At 54.0% G+C, this 20,097-nt stretch carries 16 protein-coding genes and 1 pseudogene; 4 read left to right on the forward strand and 13 right to left on the reverse strand.

The genetic code is table 11. The features are described 5' to 3' along the window. Window positions 1-469 precede the first annotated feature (469 nt). Window positions 470-742, reverse strand: coding sequence for a hypothetical protein (locus QRN36_RS04255; protein ID WP_093464573.1), 273 nt, complete (start codon window positions 740-742; stop codon window positions 470-472). A 193-nt stretch (window positions 743-935) separates the two neighbouring features. On the opposite strand from QRN36_RS04255, the gene QRN36_RS04260 reads away from it, so the two are divergent. After that, complete coding sequence (locus tag QRN36_RS04260; RefSeq protein ID WP_093464570.1) at window positions 936-1,799, forward strand: LysR family transcriptional regulator; 864 nt, start codon at window positions 936-938, stop codon at window positions 1,797-1,799. A gap of 15 nt (window positions 1,800-1,814) precedes the next feature. Here the strand turns inward: QRN36_RS04260 and QRN36_RS04265 are convergent, their stop codons facing one another. The 3 genes from QRN36_RS04265 to QRN36_RS04275 form a co-directional block, all read right to left on the reverse strand. Next, window positions 1,815-2,657: an HPP family protein gene (locus QRN36_RS04265; protein WP_285422949.1), complete on the reverse strand. Its 843-nt coding sequence runs from the start codon at window positions 2,655-2,657 to the stop codon at window positions 1,815-1,817. Between the two features lie 347 nt (window positions 2,658-3,004). Next, window positions 3,005-3,286: a hypothetical protein gene (locus QRN36_RS04270; RefSeq protein ID WP_285422950.1), complete on the reverse strand. Its 282-nt coding sequence runs from the start codon at window positions 3,284-3,286 to the stop codon at window positions 3,005-3,007. A 409-nt stretch (window positions 3,287-3,695) separates the two neighbouring features. After that, window positions 3,696-4,874: a sugar transporter gene (locus QRN36_RS04275; protein ID WP_285422951.1), complete on the reverse strand. Its 1,179-nt coding sequence runs from the start codon at window positions 4,872-4,874 to the stop codon at window positions 3,696-3,698. 568 nt (window positions 4,875-5,442) lie between these two features. On the opposite strand from QRN36_RS04275, the gene QRN36_RS04280 reads away from it, so the two are divergent. Together QRN36_RS04280 and QRN36_RS04285 are read left to right on the forward strand one after the other, a co-directional pair. Continuing rightward, the gene (locus QRN36_RS04280) at window positions 5,443-5,643 is read left to right on the forward strand and encodes a DUF6021 family protein (protein WP_285422952.1); all 201 of its coding nucleotides are present in this window, start codon (window positions 5,443-5,445) and stop codon (window positions 5,641-5,643) included. 635 nt (window positions 5,644-6,278) lie between these two features. Then, entirely contained in the window at window positions 6,279-6,860 is a 582-nt protein-coding gene (locus QRN36_RS04285; protein ID WP_285422953.1) for a hypothetical protein, read from the forward strand. A gap of 2,080 nt (window positions 6,861-8,940) precedes the next feature. On the opposite strand, the gene QRN36_RS04290 is transcribed toward QRN36_RS04285, so the two are convergent. Then, window positions 8,941-9,681 carry a TetR/AcrR family transcriptional regulator gene (locus QRN36_RS04290; RefSeq protein WP_285422954.1) on the reverse strand — a complete coding sequence of 247 codons (741 nt, stop codon included), beginning with the start codon at window positions 9,679-9,681 and terminating at the stop codon, window positions 8,941-8,943. 101 nt (window positions 9,682-9,782) lie between these two features. After that, window positions 9,783-11,162, reverse strand: a complete 1,380-nt coding sequence (locus tag QRN36_RS04295) for an MFS transporter (RefSeq protein WP_285422955.1) — start codon at window positions 11,160-11,162, stop codon at window positions 9,783-9,785. 166 nt (window positions 11,163-11,328) lie between these two features. Here QRN36_RS04295 and QRN36_RS04300 point away from each other — a divergent pair, with 166 nt between their 5' ends. Then, entirely contained in the window at window positions 11,329-13,101 is a 1,773-nt protein-coding gene (locus tag QRN36_RS04300) for a CocE/NonD family hydrolase (RefSeq protein WP_285422956.1), read from the forward strand. Window positions 13,102-13,170: 69 nt separating this feature from the next. Here the strand turns inward: QRN36_RS04300 and QRN36_RS04305 are convergent. The 7 genes and pseudogenes from QRN36_RS04305 to QRN36_RS04335 form a co-directional block, all read right to left on the reverse strand. Beyond that, a pseudogene (locus tag QRN36_RS04305) lies at window positions 13,171-14,497 on the reverse strand (OprD family porin). Between the two features lie 205 nt (window positions 14,498-14,702). Next, window positions 14,703-16,322 (reverse strand): cation acetate symporter, encoded by a 1,620-nt coding sequence (locus QRN36_RS04310; protein WP_373568696.1) that lies wholly within the window; start codon window positions 16,320-16,322, stop codon window positions 14,703-14,705. A 29-nt stretch (window positions 16,323-16,351) separates the two neighbouring features. Continuing rightward, a complete protein-coding gene (locus QRN36_RS04315) occupies window positions 16,352-16,714 on the reverse strand; it encodes a DUF485 domain-containing protein (protein ID WP_285422957.1) in 363 nt (120 codons plus the stop codon). A gap of 36 nt (window positions 16,715-16,750) precedes the next feature. After that, entirely contained in the window at window positions 16,751-17,968 is a 1,218-nt protein-coding gene (locus tag QRN36_RS04320; RefSeq protein WP_285422958.1) for an FAD binding domain-containing protein, read from the reverse strand. Continuing rightward, on the reverse strand, window positions 17,961-18,440 hold the full coding sequence (locus QRN36_RS04325) for a VOC family protein (RefSeq protein WP_285422959.1): 480 nt from the start codon (window positions 18,438-18,440) through the stop codon (window positions 17,961-17,963). The genes QRN36_RS04320 and QRN36_RS04325 overlap by 8 nt, the downstream gene beginning before the upstream one ends. Window positions 18,441-18,729: 289 nt before the next feature. After that, complete coding sequence (locus QRN36_RS04330; protein ID WP_285422960.1) at window positions 18,730-19,389, reverse strand: DsbA family protein; 660 nt, start codon at window positions 19,387-19,389, stop codon at window positions 18,730-18,732. 3 nt (window positions 19,390-19,392) lie between these two features. Then, window positions 19,393-20,043 (reverse strand): DsbA family oxidoreductase, encoded by a 651-nt coding sequence (locus tag QRN36_RS04335; RefSeq protein ID WP_285422961.1) that lies wholly within the window; start codon window positions 20,041-20,043, stop codon window positions 19,393-19,395. Window positions 20,044-20,097: the final 54 nt, after the last annotated feature.

Here is a 20,097-nt window from a genome sequence, read left to right on the forward strand (position 1 = left end):
ATACGTGAGCAAAACGGCCTGAAAACCGTTGTTTGCAACCATAGAATCTCCCACAGGTCAGGCGTCTGGCCGAAGCCCGGTGACGTCCGCAGGTTTGCTTGTTGGAGCGAGCTTGCTCGCGAGGAGGTCGGTACCTCCAACACATAGTTGTCGCCTGTACCCGAGGGTCGCGAGCAAGCTCCACCTGTTTCGCGGGCTGACACACTCTGGCGAAACACCACAAAACGGGTGGGAGCGAGCTTGCTCGCGATGGCTGATGACGCTGCAACTCCATAGCCTGTACCGGTTTTCCCCGGCTAAAGCCGGTCCTACAAATGCTGCAAGTTTGTCGTAGGACCGGCTTTAGCCGGGAAGGCGTCGGATGTTATGCCGTTGATCGCAGGTGGGTTTATAGAAAGTTGGCTCACGTCTCCAGGTCAGACGTCTTACCGGAGCCGCGTGTGAGTACTGCATTTGTGGCTGGTTTGAATCAGTGGCTCTGGACCTTCTGCAGGGCCTGTTGGGTCAACGAAACACATTCCCTGGCGCCGTCATCGTTATGCCGGGCGAGCGCGGATTCGGCGCGGTGCACAGTGGTGTCGACGTCGCTTTTCACGGCATCGCTCAGGTTCGGATTGGCGACTTTGGCGTCCCGGATTTTGCTCAGGTTAATCTGGCACAGGCTGTTGTCATCGTTGGCAGACGCCGCGAAGGGCAGGGCGAATGCAGTCAGGAGCAGGCCGGTGAGCAGGGCGTGTTTCATGTTGTTTTCCGCAGAAAGTAGGTAAGGGGTTCGTGGTCTGTACGAACTTGCTGCATCAGACAGCAGATTTCGGATTTCTGCCATCTCATCCCGATCACCTGCCGCTCCTCCCACAGGCATTTTGCGCACGCGCCGTTCAGGGCGTGCGTTACCATGGCGCAGCCCCCACACCGCCAGAAGCCGAAACGCACCGATGGACATCGATCTCGCCCGTACCTTCCTCGAAATCGTTCGCCTGGGCAGCCTCATGGCGGCCGCCGAAAAGCTCCACGTCACCCAGACCGCCATCACCGCGCGGGTGCAAAAACTCGAAGGCCATCTGAACTGCAAGTTGTTCATCCGCAATCGCACAGGCGCCCGCCTGACCTCCGATGGCGAAGCTTTCGTGGTTTTTGCCAATCAGTTGGTGCAGACCTGGGACGCTGCGAGACGAGACCTGCCGTTGCCCGACGGCTATCGGCATGTGCTGCGCATTGGCGCGGAAATGAGCCTGTGCAACCCGCTGATGTTGAGCTGGGTGAGGGAGATCAGAGCGTCGATTCCAGACTACGCGCTGCATTCCGAAGTCCGCGAGGGCGAAGCGCTGATGAAGGATGTCGAGCGGGGCGTGCTGGACGCCGCGCTGGTCTACCAGCCCGCCTACTGGCCGGGCCTGCAGGTGGAGGAGTTGCTGGAGGAAAAGCTGATCCTGATCCGCGTGGTCGACAAGCCCGAGCCTTACGTTTACATCGATTGGGGCCCGGCCTTTCGTCAGCAACACGACGCCGCGATGCCAGAAAAATCCAAGGCGGCTGTCGCCTTTAACCTCGGCCCGCTGGCGCTGCAATACATTCTGGACAACGGCGGCTCCGGTTACTTTCGCACGCGGGTGGTGCAGTCCTACCTTGATCGCGGAATCATCGAACGAGTGCCAATGGCGCCGGAATTCAGCTATCCGACGTATCTGGTTTACGCGCGGGACAATCCCTCGCCGACACTGCCTCGGGCGTTCGAGCTGTTGCGCACGATCGCCCGGGAGAGCGAAGACTGGTCGCAGCGCTGGGATCCGTTGATCTGAGACGGCGCACCTGCGTCAGTTCACCAGACTGATGATGCCGATGACCTTGCGATCAGCGTCCAGCACCGGCAGGTGTTTGCTTCCTTGCGCGGCAAGCAGCTTCATGGCGTCTGCCATTGAATGCTCGAGGGACAGGCTGTGCGTGCTGCGGGAAATCACCTGTGCCGTGTCGATATCATCCCGGTTGCGCCGCAGCGCGTTGGCCTCGGTCTTATGCAGAATGGCCTGAAGATCGTCACGGGAAACGTCGACGAACGCTCCGATTTCATCCAGCGCTTTGTCGAGATCCGCCGCGATGAAACCTTCGACCGCCTGTGGGCCAGAAATCGACGCCGCTTTGGCCTGCGCTTTGGGATACCGCACCCGCGTCAGGTTGTTGTAGACCAGCGCGGTCAATAACAGGCAGCCCGCGTTGAGCATGACCGGCGCCAATACGTGCATGCCCATCGCTGACAGCTCGTGTTTCGAGGTGACGATGCAAATGGCGATGGCCGCGCCCGGCGGATGCAGGCAGCGACACACGCAGGTGAGCAAAATAGCCGAACACACCGCGATGCTCGCCGCGGTAATCGTGTTGCCGAACAGATGAATACATGCCAGCGCAGCGAGCGCAGAAATCAGATAACTGCCAAGAATCGACCACGGCTGGGCGAGCGCGCCGGTCGACACTGCAAACAGCAGCACTGCCGATGCACCGACGGGGCCGAGCAGATGCAGCGCCACGTCAACGCCGAACACCTGTTGGCAGACCAACGCACTGATAAAAAGGCCAAGACACGCGCCAATCGCCGCGCGCGACCATTCCGCCGGGTGAGTGTTGAGCGAGTGGGGGATGAAGCTGCGCAGAAGCGTTTTCAAACGAGACTTTCCAGGGGTGAAAAACGGAGCCCGTCCATGTGGACAAGCTCCTGCACAAGGGGCGAGTGCCAGATATTTCAAAGGTATTACGAACGGGAAGGCTGTTGCGGCAGCTTCCCATCGTGGCAAAGCTCGCCAATTGTGGTGAGAAATACGCAGGCAGGCAAATTCGAAATTTTGCAGATTCAGTGCAAAATTTTTGAGTTAAATGCCGGGGAGTCGCCGCGGCTTGTCGAGAAGATCAACCGCCGTGAATTGAGAGCGCTCGATTGAGCTGGGAAAGAGCAACAGGCCATTAACGCAGCGGGGGATCGAGCACTGGCTCGCGCTGCGTCAATGGCCTGTGATTACAGGCTGCGCGACTGACCCATTTGACGAGCTCGCTGAGCAGGTCGCGCTTCTTCAACTTCCAGCAGATGCATGGCCAACACATCAGTCAAAAAGCGGAACTGATCGTTGAAGCCCACCACCTCGTTACTGAAGTGGTTACCCGCCGACGGCATCATGAAGGCGTCGAAACGCGTGTCTTCAATCAGGCTGTGGCGAGCTTTGCGGGTGATGACATGTTGTGAGTAATAGTTATTACCAAATTTGGGAAAACTAACGTGCAAAGTGACGTCTCGGGTCATGTCGATTACTCCGCATCAAACAGAAAGTTGAACATTAAAAGATGCTGATAAGTGTCAGCTACTTGGCCTTAGTTGGCCCGTGCCATAACACGACTATCGTTTTCGTCTGCGGTAACAGGTACCGACTCCAGATCGAAAAGTTTGAGGGCGACGACGTAGCTGGTGAAAGCTGTCAGCGTCAAGCAAGTAAGGATATGTACGATCATTTTCCTGCCCTCGGTTCGTGTTTGGGTGTGAGGCGATATTACGCTCCTGAATTTTGAGCGAAAGGCAAAAGCAGGAATGTTGGATATCGACAGGAATGATGATTAGCCGCGGAACGTTTCATTCGGGCCGTCTGGCAGCACGCCAGACCGTGATGATGCGGGCATGGCGCCTGACGCGGCGCCATGCCGATAGCGCGTCTGGGTTACGCGCGGATGGTTTCGCCGTAGCGATAAGTCGCCAGGCACGCCAGCAAAAGGCCGCTGATGGCGACCAGCCCGCCCACCAGTCCGACGTTGGCGATGCCCAACTGGCTGATGACCATGCTGCCCAGCAACGCACCGCCGCCAATGCCGATATTGTAGATGCCCGAGTGCAGCGACATCGCAACGTCCGTCGCATCCGGCGCCATCGCCAACACTTTGGCTTGCATCACTAGGCCAAAGCACATGATCGCCATGCCCCAGACAATGCTCAGCGTGGCGATCCAGGATGCCTTTCCGGACAGCGGCAGCAACAGAATCAGACACAGCGCCAGCGCGCCGACGGCGGTAATCAGCAGCCCGCGCGGATAACGGTTGTTGTAACGGCTGAACACGATCGAGCCCAGAATCCCGGCGCCGCCGAACAGCAGCAGCACGATGGTGGTCATCTCGCCGCTCATCTTCGCGACGACCTGCGCAAACGGTTCGATGTAGCTGTAAGCCGTGAACTGCGCGGTGATCACCAGCGCCGTCAGGACATACAGCGACACCAACGCCGGACGCTTGAACAGAATCGGCAGACTGCGCAGCGAACCCGAGTTCTGGCTGGGCAGCAGCGGCAGGGACTTGATCAGCACCAGCACGGTCAGGCCCGAGGCCACCGCAATTGCCAGAAACGTCGTGCGCCAGCCCAGAGCCTCGCCCAACACGCGACCCAGCGGAATGCCCAACACCATCGCCAGCGACGTGCCGGTCGCCAGCAATCCCAGCGCCTGAACCTGCTTGCCCGCCGGTGCGACACGCACCGCCAGCGACGCCGTGATCGACCAGAACACTGCATGCGCCAGCGCGATACCGACCCGGCTGACCAGCAGCATCCCGAAACTCGACGCCATGCTGGACATCACATGGCTGACAATGAACAGCAGGAACACGAACGTCAGCAACTTGCGCCGCTCGATATTGCGCGTCATCAGCATCATCGGCAGCGACGTCAGCGACACGATCCACGCATACACCGTCAGCATCAGACCGACCTGCGCCGTGGTCATGTCGAAGCTGTGCCCGATGGCGCTCAGCAGCCCCACAGGCACGAACTCGGTGGTGTTGAAAATGAAGGCCGCCAGGGCCAGCGCAATGACGCTGAGCCAACTACCAGTGCGAGCATCGGTTGTGTTCATTGAATGACGCATCAGCCTCAAAAGGAGATAAAGCGGTAAGAGCCACGCCTTCCCCATAAAACGCCGACAAGCAGAAACGCCGCACAAGGCTCGGCGCCAGGGCGGTGCATGCGATCAGCAAACTATTATGAGTATGGGGAGGTACGGCCAGATGCCGCGGATTCTACGCCGCTGATAACGTTGTGACAACCGAGGTCAAGGGGGGCGCATGCCCTCAAAAACACCTCATCGGCTTTCTGGTCTGGGCATCGTGCTTGATACCAATGGGCGCGCAGTTAACTTGTCCTTGAAAGGCGGTTATTCGACGGCTGTCTCCGAGCGTTGGTCTTCGTCCGCGACGTTGGCGCCGGCGTGGGGTGGCAGGAGTTTTTGAGAGCTTCAGCCTTTTCCTGGAGGCCGATTACGACATCCACCTCGACAGCGAACCGCTCGAAGGCCGCCGTGGCACGGTCGGGGTTCGGGAGAGCTGCTTACTCGCCGTCCGTCTGGTCCCGGGCACTCACCACCCGCCATGGCTTCGAACCTCCATCAGCAGGTATTTTTTTGTTTGAGAATGGAGGTTAATCCCATGGCAACTGATCCATCAACCACTGAAAAACCAACGCCCGAGAACGAAGATGAGCTGGGCTTTGATCCGGATTCACCCGATCTTGACGACCCACAAGTCGACCCGACCCATCCAGCCCGCACCAGCAACGATCCCGAGCCCACGCCGCAGATCAGGGGTGGGGAGAATGATGTGACTAAGCGGGGGAATGGGGTGGTTTAGTTGGCAGGAATTTAGGGGGCGTTTTGGACCGCAGAGAGTGTGATACACAATTCCAGCCGCAAAAAAGAAGACGTTCTAGGACGTCTTTTTTTGTGAGCGTCGGCCGGGATAATTGAATTGGTAGGCTAAGCCTCGCTTTTGGCTGAAAAGTTTTTTCGAAAAGTAATTGTGGAATACCAAATGGAATTCCGAAAGCCAGATTTCACGACATGCGGGCTCATCTAAGGCTGTGATGATGATATTTCACCTTGAAGCTTTGAGTCTCAGATGCTGTGCCACAAGGTGCTGACGGTCAGGATCAGAGAATATGCTGCCTAGTGTTGAGTGCTGGTAAAGACGCAGTTACACACTGCGGAACTCGCATGAACTGTCTCGACCTCAGCGAACCTATTCCTGCCGGACGGCGTAACCCTCTTGCAATAGACACGTTCAGTGAGAATCGGGTAGAGTCGCAGGCGAATTTGCTGCCGCGTTTGATCGAGCAACAATGGCAGCTCATCTCCACGCTGAAAGCCTCAGCCTAGATACGGATAGCCAAAGGAACAAGGAATGTTATATACCACGTCCGCCTGGAAAGTTGTGCACCACTTAATGTATATCAAGAGTTACCTGTTCATGAAAAGTAAGGAGCATTGATGGATATCTTATGGTGGGAAAAGACAGTTGAGTACTTTTTCGTTCAAAAGTATGTGGATCTCAATATGTTTATTGCGCCATTGGACGGGGATCACGAAAAAGCTGGTGATGCTATCTTCGCTAACGTAAATAAATGGGTTTTGATAGAGTTTAAGCGTGACAAAAGCACCATTGCGGATGAAGTTGGGAAATTTACAAATTATGAGTCAGCTAAGAGTGCGTTGGAGTCAATTGGAAGTCATCATTTAATTATTTATGGTGTTGCCGAAAACAATAATTTCCTTTTGAGGTGTAGGCAGTATTTTTCTGGAAAGGACGTGGCGATTGAGCAAGCTCTTGTTTCAGGAGCAACAAAAGATAGCTTTATTAACTATCTTAGAAAATTTGTGGAGTTTAAAAAAACGTCAAAATCTGGTGCGGGTGGCTATTCGTTCGTTGCTGGTATAAGTCGTGATGGGACTGTGACAAAATGTATGAAGGTATCTGAGTTTGCGGAGGCCTTGCAGCTTGAAAAAGCTTTACAGCAAAAACTTCAACAAAAGCAGGGGCAAAGCTATTCGGGCCCCAGCAGGGGCATGTAAAACAGCAAGCAAGCTGTTGCGCGCAAAAAAAATTACTCGTTGCATTAATAATTTGCCGATAAGTAAGGCCCTGTAGTAATTAATCGGACTTCGGTGAAGCGGCTTGACTATATGTGTTGTAATTATGCTAATCCTGTCAATCGCTAGTGGGTTTATTTCCGCGGGAAGTTGGTTGTACGCAAGCATTGTAAAAGTCAGCCATGAAAAAGAGCTGGAGCGCCGTCGGAGAAAAGCTGAAAGGAAAGGCGTAAAACCAAATTATGCCTCCGTAAGCTTGGATGGGTGGGATATGTCTGCAACTTTTTCTGCGCAATCTCGATGGAATGCGATCGGCGCTATATTTGCTGCTATTTCAATATTGCTGCAAACACTAATTCAGTTCCTTGATTTTCTATAACAATTTGGTTGAAATCGTCGCTTCGCTCACTTCGATGGGCTAAAGCCCGCCCCTTAACCAAACATTAGGCCTCCTTCACATGACCGCATTCATATTCGCACTTCAACCCGATCAAGTTTGCGTCGCGATGGACACTTTGGTGGTCGGAGCTGATGACCGCATGCCACTGGCCTTTCAACGTAAGTTCCTGTCCGTCCCGGACTCTGATCTGTTGGTCGCGGGAACCGGCCACGCCGAGTTCGTAACTGGATGGTTGATTACCTGAAAACCCTGACATGTTTAGAAGATGGTGATAACGTCGGATCCATCGCGCCAATTGTGCTCAATGCATCAGCAGATGCATCTGTCGTACTCGGCTCCATTACCACAACGATCTATCACTTTGGCTACTCACGAGCAGAGGGGCAATACGTTGGATATGCTTATAGATCAATCGCCAACTTCCAACCGGAGCGTCTTCCTTACGCGCTTGGATATCTGGGTTGGCGTTAGGCGTCGGTTGTTCTCGGAACGTGTGTTGGGCGTAGCGACTGACTGCTGCAAAGCTCTTATGCTTCTTAGTGCTAAGGATGGCGTACATTTCAATTCCAGCTCATACCATCATAGTCTTTACAGGCTTTTCGATTTACTGATGTGCTGGAGTGTGGGTTGGGGAGTGAGTAGTTTTATTGGTGCCTCTAACATGGCTAATATTAGGTCAAACAGCGATGCGTTTATTAGTATGGCTGAATCGTCCGCCTCTAATTCCGCCATCCTCCAGTCTTTGATGCCTGTTATGCTATTCCATATGTTCTCGGAGGGGGTATTTCTTAGCACTCTATAATATTCGCCTTTGCCATCCAGTGGAGGGGCGAATTTTATAATCTGATCAATCTCGTCTTTCAGTTCGATATTTGATGGGAGTGAGTCAAGCGAATTGAGAAATTTTAGTTTGGGGGGCAGGCAGGTCAATATTTTGTACTTCACACGCTCTCCAATGATTCCGTATTTATATTTTGGCTTTGGAGACGAACGGTGTGCAAGGTTGTTAATGAATAGTCTTAGAGGTGTAACTCACTACACATTGTTCCAATGTTACTTTCGCTAGCACGCTGGCAAGATCAAAATCGCGCCCCTCCGGCGCCCCACGCCTAGGGATCGCCCTAGATGCGAAGGGCATGGTAGTCCGCTTGGTTGTGCGCGAGTGCGTTGGAACTGACCCTGAATTGACCCAATTGTCGAGATGGCTCTGACCAGCCTGACTGGAGTTGCGCCAGTTAGAGGAGGGGCTGTTTTGAGCCGGCGAGCGGCTCAATTCGACATAGGCCTCAACAGCCGTCGATCATTTGGTGTTGAAATGAGCGTGCAAGTTTTCGAGCGAACCCGCTGCGATTCACTCCGTTATGTATCGAATCGTATATTTTTTCGATGGGCGCGTAGACAGGGCAATCTAGGGAGTAACTTAGATAGCTCCTCCGGATCAGACCAAGCAGCCTCGTTATTGCAGCCTCATAGCGGTAAAGATTACACCACCTTAATGCCGCGTCGATCGGACGGTAAAAAATTTTGGACTGAGCGTTGAAAGTACCAGACATTTGGCGTTGGACCTCCATTCCTTATGAGTAGGCAGCCTCTAGCTTTGCATGCGGATTTCTACGTGATTTACAGCCGATAACTCTAACTCGGCCGTACTATAAAATAGGGTTAGCTTCCATCTGAAGTATCTTGCAAGGCATGAGGGCTACCATAAAGGAACGAGTCGATCAGCCGCTCTATTAGCCCATCAATATCATCGGTAATGGGAAGGTCATAAATCCATTTCCTAACGCCGATATAAAAAATGCTTGCGTGAAGACTCCAAATCAATTCGAGATCAGTCTCACGGTTCGCCGCGTCGTTCGCGGGGGGAAGACCATGGGAGTGTCTAATCTCGTCGATGACCGGAAGGAACACGCGTTCGCGAAGTTTAGCCAGGTATTTGTTATTGATACCCTCACGCGTAAGACCGGCGAAGATGAAGATCCGGATCCACTCGCGACGCAAGATGACCGATGCGTAGGATGTGTAGAAGCTCACCAGTCTGGGCTTCAGTTCTATGGAACGGTCCTTGATCAGCTCTTCCCATCTCGAGTCCCACTGATAAACTTCATCATACACGCGGTCGATTAACGCTTCCTTGTTGGGGAAATATCGATAAAGCAATGGCTGGGTCACACCTAACTGGCGTGCGAGTTCCCTCGTGCTCCCTGAAAACCCATGGGTGGCGAAATGCTGTATCGCCTTAATCACGATCTGTTTTTCACGGGCCTGCGGTGTTAATCGTTTACCGGGGGTCTCAAGGGATTCGGTTTCCGCGGCTACGTCATTGGGAGCAGCAGTTCTCGGACTCGTTTTCATCGCTTTTGAAGTGGGCATGATTGATCGCAGGGTCATCAGGGAGCTCATCATACAAAACCTGGGGGCACCTGGCGAACCGGCCTCCAATGACACCGGATTGGTCACCATGCGATAACTGCGAGAATCTTAGGCATCTTGGCGACTAGCAATCACGCGTCCTGATGCAACCCAGTTCTGGTGCCCTGGATCCTGCTTTTGTGGCTGACCTTCCACTTCACCAATATGGAGACAGCAGGAATGACGATGGGTACTGTCAGCATGCCTGTCACCTGCAGCAGGTTCCAGCCGGAGCCAAGCAATTGTGCACCGACGAATCCGCTAAGGATGGCACCGAATCTGCCGACTCCACTCATCCAACTTATGCCTGTCGCGCGCATCGCTGTTGGGTAACTCATGGCCGCCAGCGCGAATATCCCTGAGTTGGCTCCCGCGATGCAAAAACCTGCAAGACCGGCGTAGGCCATAAGCAATATGAGATGGCTGCCGGCTCCTCCCAACAGGAAGATCAGCAGGGCGCTGCCAATATACGCTCCCGCCAGCACGCAGTGGGCGTTCCACCGATCCATCGCACGACCTTGCAGGATTACCCCGATAGCGCCGCCCGTTTGGAACACACCCGCCGTCATCGCTGCATCAGCGACGTTGAATCCTGCATCGGTGACTAGCATTGGCAGCCAACCGATCAAGATATAAACCGCGAAAGAAGCCATGAAGAACGCGCACCACAGTGCAATGGTCGACAGTCGATACGTGGTCGAGATGATTGCCGCCACCGGATTACTGGATAGAGCGAATTGATAACTGTCTGACTTGATCTGCTGCGTCGCAACCTCTGGAGCAAAACGCCCGAGAATAGAGCGGATGCGCGTGGCTGAGTTGCCTTTTTTGATGAGGAAATGCAGTGACTCCGGCATTTGTGCCATGAGTAGTGGTACCAACAGTAACGCAGCGCCGCCGCAGGTGAACAGGACGCCTTGCCACCCCCAATAGCGGAGTACCCAGGACGAGGCGAACCCACCCGCTGCCGAACCAATCGTGAAGCCACACAATACCGTAGTGACGATCGCCGCCCGATGTTTGTGGGGGGCGTACTCCGAGGCTAGCGTGCAGGCATTGGGGATAGTCGCCCCTAGACCCAGACCTGTTAACAGCCTGAGTACGCTCATCCAGTAAAGGTCCGCAGCGAATGGGGTTGCCAGCGTCATGACTGCGAACAACAGGACTCCTCCGACCAACACCACTTTGCGACCATAACGATCGGCGATGGGGCCGGCGGCAAATGATCCGAGAGCGATGCCCAGCAGGGCAGCGCTGACTACGGGGCCAAGAGCGTGGCGATCAATATGCCAGTCCAAAACCAGGGCTGGTGCGATAAAACCGATTAGCGTGGTATCGAAGCCATCGAGAAAGATGATCAGAAAACACAAGGCAATCACTTTGAGGTGGAATCTGCCTATGGGTTTAGCCTCGATCAGGTCGGTCAGTTGTATGGGGTTTCCGGATCGTTGGCTGGAAATGGATACGCTCATTTATTTTCCCCCGGATAGGGTGTCGGGCTGGGAAAGGCTCGGCACCCAATTCCTGTTTTTGTTGTTCTGGCTTGCTATCGCGCTGTTCGCTGATTATTGTTTATCGATCGATAATTAACAAGCCCGGCTTAGCGTTCACTAGCCGATCGATCAACAGGGAGCCCGCATGACTATAAAAACCAAGAATGTTCAGCTCAGCGATTCAGCTGCGTCGCAGATGCTGATCGAATGGGATGTTCCCATCGAGATGGACGACGGTGTCGTGCTTAGGGCAGATATTTTTCGCCCGGCAGGTGACGGGCCATTCCCGATCATTCTCAGCTATGGCCCGTACGGGAAGGGGTTGGCGTTTCAAGATGGCTACCCGAGTGCGTGGAAGATTTTGGAAGAAAAATTTCCTGATGCAGTGGCCGGCTCCTCAAACAGTTATCAGTGTTGGGAGGTGGTCGACCCCGAGAAATGGATTCCTAAAGGGTATTCTTGCATCCGTGTGGATTCTCGTGGTGCAGGACGTTCCGAGGGACTTGTAGATTTGCATGCTCCACGCGAAACCCAAGACCTGTATGAATGCGTCGAGTGGGCGGGGAGCCTCGCTTGGAGCAACGGCAAAGTCGGATTGGCCGGAGTTTCTTATTTTGCGACCAATCAATGGCGTGTGGCCGGAATGCAACCTCCATCCTTAGCGGCCATTTGCGTGTGGGAGGGCTATGCGGATCGCTACCGTGATTCCAGTTACCACGGTGGCATTCGCTGTACGTTCACGCGCAATTGGCAGGACATGCAGGTTAAGACCGTGCAGAACGGCCGGGGAGAGCGAGGGCCCCGAAGCCCGTTCAATGGCCTGCTGATCTGTGGAGACGATACCTTGAGTGATGACGAACTGGCAGATCGTCGTGTCGATATCTGGTCGACGATCAGCTCAACGCCACTGGACGGTCCTTATTATCGGGAACGCTCACCAGACTTCTCCCGGATCCAGGTTCCCCTGCTGTCTTGCGGGAATTGGGGAGGGCACGGCCTTCATCTGCGTGGGAATATCGAAGGTTATATGCGGGCTGCGTCCAGCCATAAGTGGTTGGAAGTGCACGATGGTGAACATTGGGCTGAGTTCTACACCGACTACGGTGTGCAATTGCAGCAGGCGTTCTTTGGGCGTTTCCTCAGGGGGGAGGAGAACGGTTGGGACGCCAGAGCTAATGTGCAAGTGCGTGTGCGCCATCTTGATGGCACAACTAGCGTTCGCTCTGACTCGCACTGGCCACTCAGTACAACCGAATGGACATTGCTTTATCTTGATCTGGAAAATGGCAGTCTTGTGGATCACGACCCCGCACAAAAAGCAGAATGTTCTTTCGACGCGCTGGGTGAAGGCCTTGATTTTCTAAGCGCGCCGTTGTCCTCCCCTATCGAACTGACAGGGCCTCTTGCTGTTTCGCTCAGCGTGTCATCGTCTACAGAAGATGCCGATCTATTCGTGGTGATTCGGGTTTATGATCCTGATGGCGAAGAAGTGACCTTTCAGGGTGCGCTTGATCCACGCATGCCGCTTGCATTCGGTTGGCTGCGCGCCTCTCACCGCCACATAGATGAGACATTGAGTACACCCTACAGGCCCTATCATTCACATGATCGCAAGCAACTGCTCACACCCGGTATTCCTGTAAAGGTGCAAATAGAAATATGGCCGACCTCAATGGTCATTCCTGCAGGGTATCGGCTCGGCTTAACCGTACGGGGGCGGGACTATGAGCACAGTGGGGAAGCGGCCAGTCTGTCGAACATGAAAAACCCCATGCGAGGTTGCGGACCTTTTGTGCACGACGATGAGACGGACCGGCCACGATCGGTATTTGGCGGTAAGACCACCTTGCATGCCGACAACGGAAGTGTTCCACAACTGCTGTTACCGCTTCAGCGCGGTCTACTTGAGGATAGATAATCCTCTTGAGAAATGACGATGCCGCTGGAAAAAATCCAGCGGTATCGCACTGGGCAGAGGCTGATGGCATCAGAACAGAGCGAGCTGATAGCTCAGGATAACGCGGTATTCGTCCTGCTCCCGCACAGTCGGCAGGTTACTGTTGCGCACCATCGCATTGCGTAGCATCAGTCCGACACCTTTTAACGGTCCTCCCTGGACCACATAGGCGAGAGTGATGTCGCGCTCCCATTCGCTGGCATTGCTGGTGTCCGGCGTGTTGATACCGTCACCCTTCAAATACACGACGCTTGCTGTCGCTCCCGGCAGGCCCATGGCAGCAAAGTCATAGGCGTATCGAGCTTGCCAGGTTTTTTCTCCCGGGCGGCCAAACTTCTGAATCAGGCTATCGGTGATGAGATAAGTTGAGCCACCATCCCCCTGATTCAACCATGGAAAGTCGCTGTCCCCGTGACTCGCTTGATAACCCGCTCCCAGCGTATGCCCCCCCCAGAGTGTACAGAAACATGCTGCTATAGAGATTGTTGTCCACTTTGCCTTTGGTGGTTGTACCACCGTAGTAGCCGGTCGTGAAATAGGCGGGGTCGTTGGAATTGCGACCATCGTCTCGGCTGTTGAAATAGCGAAAATCGCTTTTCAATACGCCAGGGCCAACTGCCCAATTATAAGTAAGTCCCAAAAAGTGCTGTGCGTAAAAGTTTTCCAGATTCCCGTAGTAGTATTGAGCTGTCAGATCTTTGGTCAGCCTGTAGTCACCACCTGCATAAAGAAATTTATTACTGAAACGGCCGGTTTGAGGATTATTGGCGCCGGTGATAGACATGTTTTCATTGTTGCTTGAGTTGCGGCCTTTGACTTGGTCTATCTGGCCCGCTACAAGAGCCAGGTCCTTGATCTCGGCTGACGTGATCTGCCCACCTTGCCACGTTTGTGGCAGCAGCCGACCGTCATTGGAGAAGATAACGGGCAATTTCGGTATCAACGTTCCTAATTTCAGCTCTGTCGCGGACAGTTTGACTTTGGCGGTTAGACCCAGGCTGGAAAAATCATCCACTGCGTGGTCGCCTTCGCTCGGGAACATGATCCCTCCGTAAGCGCCGCCTGTAGGATTTCCATGTTTGATACTGCTGGAGTCAAGCCTCACACCTAACATGCCGATGGCATCAATGCCAACGCCGATGACGCCCTCGGTATAACCGGAAGTGAAGTCCAGGATAAATCCCTGGCCCCATTCCGCTTGGTAGTTATTGTTATTGGGCGCACCGCTGTCTCTGTTATCTTGATTGATGTAAAAGTTACGGGCTTTTAGTGTGGCTTTGCTGTCCTCAATAAAACCCGCCGCACAGACGTAGGGATTCAGCATGGCGATTGCTACCGCCAGGGTTGTTTTGTGCATGGCGTTATCTCTGCCTTTGAGTCGTTGTTATTATGTGGGCTGCCGTGCAGCCATTTTTTGAACGCATGAACCTGCTACGATGGACAAGACGCCGCGAGCAATTTTTTACAACCGACAGATTGCGAGTGCTGTTGCTCTTTTGGGTTAAGTATTTACAGGTGGCCCGACCACATCGTTATTTTTGAGGAAAGACGTATCAACTAAGTTATGTTTTGGATGATTGCCAGTTGATGGCGTTACCCAACTCCGAGTCCACCAACTGATTATCGAAACGGTTGCGTTCGGTGGTTGCCTGGGCAGAGCGGTCAGTCATCGAAAATAGGAATATGCCGAGGAATCCGATAGTCATGGAAAACAAGGCCGGATATTCGTAAGGGAACCAGGCTTGTGGGTGATGTAGGATCTTTACCCAAACGGTTGGGCTCAGCACTGACAACGTGATCGCCGATACAAGCCCCAGAGATCCTCCAATGACGGCACCCCGGGTTGTCAGCCCGCGCCAATAGATCGAGAGCAGTAACACGGGGAAGTTAGAGCTAGCGGCGATAGAGAATGTCAGGCTTACGATGAAGGCGATACTTTGCGATTCGAATGCTAGCGCCAACAGAATCGAGAGTCCGCCAAGGACGATCGTAGTGATTCGTGAGACTTTCATTTCATCGCTATCGCTGGCTTCTCCCCGGCGTATGACATGGGCATAAAGGTCGTGGGAAACCGCCGATGAACCGGCCAGGGTCAGCCCGGCAACGACCGCCAGGATCGTAGAAAAAGACACCGCGCACATGAATCCCAGGAATACATCACCTCCGACTGTGTGTGCCAAATGGATCGCGACCATGTTGATTCCGCCCAGTATGGCCCCAGACGTGTCTTGATAAGAGGGGTTTGTGGCGACCAGTGCTATCGTGCCAAAACCGATGATCACGATGAGGGCATAACCCGCACCGACAATACCCGTCGCGTACAAAATGCTCTGCCGAGCTGCGCGTACGTTACCCACCGTGAAGAAACGCATGAGGATGTGGGGCAGTCCTGCGGTACCGAATATCAGCGCAAGTCCCAGCGAAATCGCGGACACAGGGTCGGAGACGAGTCCGCCGGGACTCATAATGGCACCGTGTGCGGGATGGCTCGCCACGGCTTGGGTGAATAGCTGATTGAGGCTGAAGTCAAAACGCGAAAGCACCATGAATGCCATGAACGCGCAGCCCGCCAACAGGAGCACGGCCTTGATGATCTGAATCCAAGTGGTGGCGAGCATCCCGCCGAAAAACACGTAAATGACCATTAAAGTCCCGACGATGAGCACCGCAGCGGTGTAGTCGAAGCCGAACAGTAACTCGACAAGCTTACCTGCCCCCACCAGTTGGGAAACCAGATATAGCAGAACAATGACGATCGAACTCGATGCAGAGAAAGCGCGGATGGGGCCTTGTTTCAGGCGGTACGACAACACATCGGCCAAGGTGTAGCGGCCAAGATTGCGTAAGGGTTCGGCGATAAGAAAGAGGATGATCGGCCAACTGGCAAGGAACCCGATTGAGTAGATCAGGCCATCGAACCCGCTGGTGAATACCATCGCCGAAATACCGAGTAAGGAGGCGGCTGACATGTAGTCCCCAGCGATAGCCCAGCCGTTCTGCATCCCGGTGATTTTTCCGCCAGCAGCGTAATGGTCGGAAACACTGTTGTTTTTGCGTGCTGCCCACCGAGTGACGAACAGAGTAAACACCACGAAGATGAAAAACATGCTGATGGCGATCGGATTTTGTGGGCGAGCGCTGCCTATAGGACCTGAGTCGGCCATCGCTGTGAATGAGCACATCAGACCACCGAATATGTACATAAGGGGTTTCATGGCTGCGCATCCTCGATGATTGCTTTGATACGCTGGTCGTAGCAGGCATTCGCACGCCAGACGTAAACGGCGACCAGTAGCGTGGTAAACGCGAGCATGCCGAAACCTAGTGGTATGCCCCATGTCATCGGAAGACCCTCATTGATTGGGGTGCCAATGGCTTTGGGCTTGAAAGCCAGTGCGAGGATAAAACCGAAATAAACCACGAGCATGACTGCAGTCAGACTCCAGGCAAACGTGCGGCGCTGGTGCACCAATTTGCAAAAATCAGGGTTGTTCAGAATCGGGTTGCGGGTCGTCAAGGGGGGCGAGTTACCGGGTACGGCTGTACCTTGGGCTTGCGCGTACGTGCGTTCCATCGTTGTCTCCTGCGAATTCATCGCTGGTTATTGTTTTTATAATTGGAAGGGTGCTGCTGTTTCACGCATGACGGCTTCGGGGGTGCGATAGAGTTCGGCCATCTCCCTTTGTTTGTCGTCCAGTTGAGCCTGCATGTAGGCGCCAAGGTGGCGAGCATGCTGAATAACGGCGGTGCCAAACCGGCAGCGCACCTCGCTGTAGTCAGCGAGTGCTTGCTCGACTGTTTCATTCGAATCCAGTGCCTCGACCAAAGCCCTGGCATCGCCCGCTGCCTTGGTCACCCCCATACCGCAGTGAGGACGAGCAACAAACGCCGCGTCTCCAAGTAGAGCCACGCGTCCGAAGTTCATCCTTGGAACCTCTAGATCGAAGATGGGCTGGAACAAAGGTTCAGCAGCTTTTGTGACCACTTCTGCAAATTGAGGGGCTAACAGGTTATGGGCTGCTTCATACATCGTGGCAAGTACGTCTTCGCGTATGAACGTGGGCGGAATGCCGCCCTCGAAGACTTTGCCGCTGGCATCTGTCAGCAGATCCTTCAGTGCTTCGTTATCGCACGTGCGATACCAAACGAAGTTGTAACGGCGCTCGCCTGGCTGCGTGCTGTTGGAGTGGCCGGCTACCGGGTAGCCGAGAATCTGCTCATGTGGCGGCAAGCAGAACGCGAACTTGTCGAACAGCGTCTTGTGAGTCGAGGCAGACAAGAGGTTTTCTTGCACCAAGCCACGCCAGGCAATGTAGCCGGCGTACTTCAATTCAACCTCGGGAAGGAAGTGTTGGCGGATGGTTGAGCGGAACCCATCTGCAGCGATGACCACATCGGCTTCATGCCTTGAACCCCCTGCCAACGTGACGGCGGCGTGAGTTTCCAGGTTCTCAACAGCCACAACATTGCCGCCCGAATGGTAGTTGCTGTTCGGTATCGCGGCTCTCAGAGCGTGGTACATCTTGCCCCATGCCGTCAGCGTTTGAGGAAGAGCTCCCTCCATAATCAGCTTGCCATCCTGGGCGAGCGTGATGCGCGAACTCACCTGGATGCCGATGGATGAATCGATTGCAATACCAGCAGCAGTCATTGCATCGAACAATTCGGGATGCGTCACGATACCCGCGCCCCGACCCGCGAGCTCAACCGGGACCCGTTCAAATACATCGACCTGCCAGCCTTGCTTGAGCAACAGGTTGGCGGCAAACAATCCACCCAGTGAACCGCCTACGACGATGGCGCGACGTTGTGCAGGTGACTTATTCATGGGAGCGCCCTCCTGCAGAGCCTGACACACCAAAACCCGCTTGCTCTGCTTCCAGTGCCGGGAAATTGAGTTCAATCGTGACGCCGGAGGGGTCTTCGATGAACACTTGGTGCAGCCCCAGACTGGGAACGGTGCGGTCACGCCACTCGATACCTTCGCGGCGCAAGGTGTCCCAGAACTCGGTCAGTCCTGTCACGAGAAAGGCAATATGGTCCACGGTCCCCGTTCCACTCACTGGAATCTCCTTGTCGCCAAGATATCGTTTCAAGCCTTCGGGATTCAGTGGGTCGACACCAATGATGTGCACAGTGCCGAAGTCGGCTTCGTCTCCGCCCATATAGAGCCAGATGCCAGGGAAATCGAAGGGCGGCCTGTAACCCGCCTTGAAACCCAGCACTGCCTGGTAAAAGCGGGAAGATTTTTGCAGGTCGAACGACCTGATCGAATAGTGGGCGAGTTTGGTGATGGGCATAACCGTCTCCGTATATTCTTGTATTTATCGATCGATAAATAAATAGTAGAGCCGCTCACGTCGTGAGTAAAGTACTTGGGAAGCGAAAATTTCCGCTACAGCTGTCACTGGACGGAGAGCAGAAGGTAAATTGTTATTTTTAAAGGATTTTTTATGTGAATGGTTTACGACGAGAGGGTGTAAGCATGAGGCCGCTTGTGCCCGGCGGCCAGGTAAGAAAGGAAAGACGTTTGCTAATCGGAGGGTGAACCGCTTGACGTCTTGCTCGCTCCAGGAAGAGACGAACAGCTCAATGATTGCCAGGACGAGTGCTTAGTCGCTGCTCGATATCCGCTTTGAATTTCAGCGGCCGCGTCAAATAGTGTCCAAGCGGCAAGGTCTCGATCTTTCCGTCGATTTCCAGGCCGAAAGCCGGAAAGCCTTTTGCGCCAAGCTGCTTCAGCATTTCGTTGCTGGCATTCAGGTGCTGAGTGATTTCGGAATCCGATACCTGGAGATATCGCGTCTGAAAAACGTCAGGCTCGTAGCCTAGACCGTGGGCGACTTGCGTAATTACGCTGTCGTCAGCAATCGCTTTGCCCGATTGGTAATAAGCAATTTGCAGCGCTTTGAGCATCTGCACACCACGTTCGTCGATTTGCTCCGCGGCTAACATTGCGGCGCTGGGGGGAGAGGAGTCGAGCAGTACATCTTGATGCTCCAACACTCCATCTACATAGGCCGAGCCAAATATCTGTTTGCTGTAAAAGCTGATTCGCGCCTCATGGGGGCGCACAAAGTCGCGCCATTGAGCCGACATTAACTGCTTTTTGTCTCCGGATAGCATTCCAACGCTATGCGGCAGCACATGAAGTTCCGAAATCTCTAGGGCAGCGCTGATCATCGGCGCCGCCCCGTAACACCACCCGCAAAAAGGGTCGTAGATATAGTGAAGGGTTGCCTTGTGCATCATTCACTCCTGCGCGTCTTCTGCCTGTACTCGGCGCAGAATGTCAGAAAAGATGGTAGTTGGTTGAGCACCGCTAAGGGTGTGTTCGGCGATGTTTATGCTAGGAACCGAACGAACGCCCCTTCGCTGAGCATCCTTTGCCATTTGCAACACCTCTTCTCGACCCTCATCTGACTTCAGGAATACCAGCGTAGACGCGCGGTCTTGGCCCATATCACCAGTAATGTTAGCGAGGGTCTCAAGATCACCTATGTCTTTTCCATCGCGGAAATATGCCTCAAAGATGGCGTTGACCAGCCGCGTTGCGTCATTGCCGCTGGCTTGCTCACGCCAGATCAGACGATGGGCGGCCACGGTATTGGGTGTCTTGTCGATAATGTCGTAATTGAAAATTCGCCCACTTGCTTTCCCCGTGACCGTAACTTGCGCATCCATGGCTTGGCTGCGAGTCCAGCTACCAAACTTTTCAGTGCGATAGATTTTGCGATTCTTTCCTTCAACGGGCATATCAGGATTGAGCAGGTAGGGAACAAATAGCAACCGAGTGGTTTCATGCATTTCCGATGTTTGAAGCGCTTGTTCAAGGTTTGCTTCGCCGATCCAGCACCAAGGGCAAATAAAGTCGGAAGTGATCTGGATATCCAGGTTTTTCATGATGCTCTCCAAATAGTATTCGATAGAGCCAGACTTAGCTCAGTCGGGCGCTGT

The organism is Pseudomonas sp. efr-133-TYG-103a, from assembly GCF_030209235.1.
Classification (GTDB): domain Bacteria; phylum Pseudomonadota; class Gammaproteobacteria; order Pseudomonadales; family Pseudomonadaceae; genus Aquipseudomonas.